This is a genomic window from Pantoea sp. CTOTU49201 (assembly GCF_032054795.1).
In the GTDB taxonomy this organism is placed as follows: domain Bacteria; phylum Pseudomonadota; class Gammaproteobacteria; order Enterobacterales; family Enterobacteriaceae; genus Pantoea; species Pantoea symbiotica.
The window spans coordinates 1-2,042 of the sequence record NZ_DAMBSA010000591.1; the positions used below are offsets into that span (position 1 = coordinate 1).

Annotated in this window: 4 protein-coding genes and 1 pseudogene; 4 read left to right on the forward strand and 1 reads right to left on the reverse strand. The window is 55.1% G+C overall.

Annotated elements, in window-relative coordinates; translation table 11 throughout:
• Positions 1–218, reverse strand: a pseudogene (locus RTY00_RS24165) (flagellar basal body P-ring formation protein FlgA); the annotation flags it as partial.
• Between the two features lie 153 nt (positions 219–371).
• On the opposite strand from RTY00_RS24165, the gene flgB reads away from it, so the two are divergent.
• From flgB to RTY00_RS24185, 4 genes are all read left to right on the forward strand, one after another.
• Positions 372–785, forward strand: a complete 414-nt coding sequence (flgB, locus tag RTY00_RS24170) for a flagellar basal body rod protein FlgB (protein ID WP_008103091.1) — start codon at positions 372–374, stop codon at positions 783–785.
• A gap of 2 nt (positions 786–787) precedes the next feature.
• The gene (gene flgC, locus RTY00_RS24175; RefSeq protein WP_008103089.1) at positions 788–1,192 is read left to right on the forward strand and encodes a flagellar basal body rod protein FlgC; all 405 of its coding nucleotides are present in this window, start codon (positions 788–790) and stop codon (positions 1,190–1,192) included.
• Between the two features lie 12 nt (positions 1,193–1,204).
• On the forward strand, positions 1,205–1,879 hold the full coding sequence (gene flgD, locus RTY00_RS24180; RefSeq protein WP_258145167.1) for a flagellar hook assembly protein FlgD: 675 nt from the start codon (positions 1,205–1,207) through the stop codon (positions 1,877–1,879).
• Between the two features lie 25 nt (positions 1,880–1,904).
• Positions 1,905–2,042, forward strand: a 138-nt coding sequence (locus RTY00_RS24185; protein ID WP_312666660.1) for a flagellar basal body protein, incomplete at its 3' end; no start/stop codon positions are given.

Sequence of the window (2,042 nt, forward strand, 5' to 3'; positions counted from 1 at the left end):
TTGCCCCACTGACGGCTATTGCCCGGCAGCTGCAGTTCAGGGGTTTCGCAGTTTGGCCACTGCGCCTGTGGTGTACGCACCACCACCGTCATGCCTGCGGCATGTTGTGGGTCGCGCGCTTTAAAAAATTGAGTCAACTGCGCGGTAAGATCCGCGGCAGAACTGGGGAGCGCCAGTGCCAGCAATAGTGTGGCTAGCAAGGTGGAATATCTGCGCATAACGCCTCCTGACGAGAAGATGGCACCGAGTCTACGCCTCGCGCAAAAAAATCAATGTCAAAAATAGCAGTCATTTTTGCTGCTATTCAGACGATCACCCTTGCATTTGTCCACTTAAGCTGTCAGCTCGAAATTCTCATTCGCGGAGGAAGCATGCTCGACAAACTCGATGCCGCGCTGCGATTTGGTACTGAAGCGTTAAACCTGCGTGCTCAGCGTCAGGAAATCCTGGCGTCAAACATTGCCAACGCCGATACCCCGGGCTACCAGGCGCGGGATATCGACTTTGCCAGCCAATTGAGCAAGGTGATGCAAAACGGTCGCGCCGAAGGCAGCAGTCTGGCGCTGAATGTGACGTCCTCACGCCACATTGAAGCGCAAACCAACTCTCAGCCGTCACTGGATCTGCTGTACCGCATTCCCGATCAACCCGCCGCGGATGGCAACACCGTGGATATGGATCGCGAACGTACGCAGTTTGCTGATAACAGCCTGAAATACCAAACCGATCTCACCCTCATCAGTAGCCAGATCAAAGGCATGATGAGCGTTCTGCAGGGGCAATAAGCATGGCATTGCTGAATATCTTTGATATCGCCGGTTCTGCGATGACAGCGCAATCACAGCGCCTCAACGTCAGCGCCAGTAACCTGGCCAACGCCGACAGCGTAACCGGCCCTGATGGCCAGCCTTACGTGGCAAAGCAGGTGATTTTCCAGACCGACGCCGCACAAGGTGCAGCGACCGGCGGCGTTAAGGTCGCTGGCGTGGTGAACGATCCTACTCCGGCAAAACTGGTGTACGACCCAGGCAATCCGCTGGCGGATCAGAAGGGCTACGTCAAGATGCCGAACGTTGATGTTGTGTCCGAAACCGTCAACACCATGTCCGCGTCGCGCAGCTACCAGGCCAACGTTGAAGTGCTGAACACGGTGAAGTCGATGATGATGAAAACCCTCACCATGGGTCAATAACGGAGAGACATGATGGGCATTGCAGTAGGCGTAAATGATTCACTCGACCCAACAGTTCTGAGCTCCTCCAGCAGCTCAAGCACGGGTAACAGCGCGCAAGATTTGCAGAATCAGTTTCTGACCATGCTGGTTACACAGCTGAAGAACCAGGATCCTACCAATCCAATGGATAACAGCCAGCTGACCACCCAGTTGGCACAGATCAATACCCTGAGCGGTATTGAAAAGCTGAATACCACGCTGGGATCCATCTCGGGTCAGATTAGCTCTAGCCAGTCGTTGCAGAGCGCGACCTTGATCGGTCACGGCGTGATGGTAAACGGCAGCCAGGTTCTGGTCGGCAGCGGCACCACCACGCCGTTTGGTGTGGAATTGACCACCGCGTCAACCGCCACCACCGCCACCATCAAAGATGCCAGCGGCGCGACCGTTCGCACCATCGATTTGGGTGCGTTAACGGCAGGCGTGCACACCTTCTCATGGGATGGCACCTTGACCGACGGCAGCACTGCGCCGGATGGCAAATATACCGTTTCACTGGCCGCCAGCAATGGCAGCACCCAATTGGTGGCACAGCCGCTTAACTATGCCTACGTCAATGGCGTCAGCACAGTGGATGACACCGCAAAACTGGATCTCGGCACTATGGGCTCCGCAACCCTCGATGAAATTCGTCAGATTCTCTGATTAACCTTTTAGCAGGAGAAATACTATGTCTTTTTCACAAGCGGTGAGTGGTCTGAGTGCTGCCTCCAGTAACCTCGACGTCATCGGTAACAACATCGCCAACTCCGCCACAGCCGGTTTTAAATCCAGCACCATCTCGTTTGCCGACATGTTTGCCGGTTCA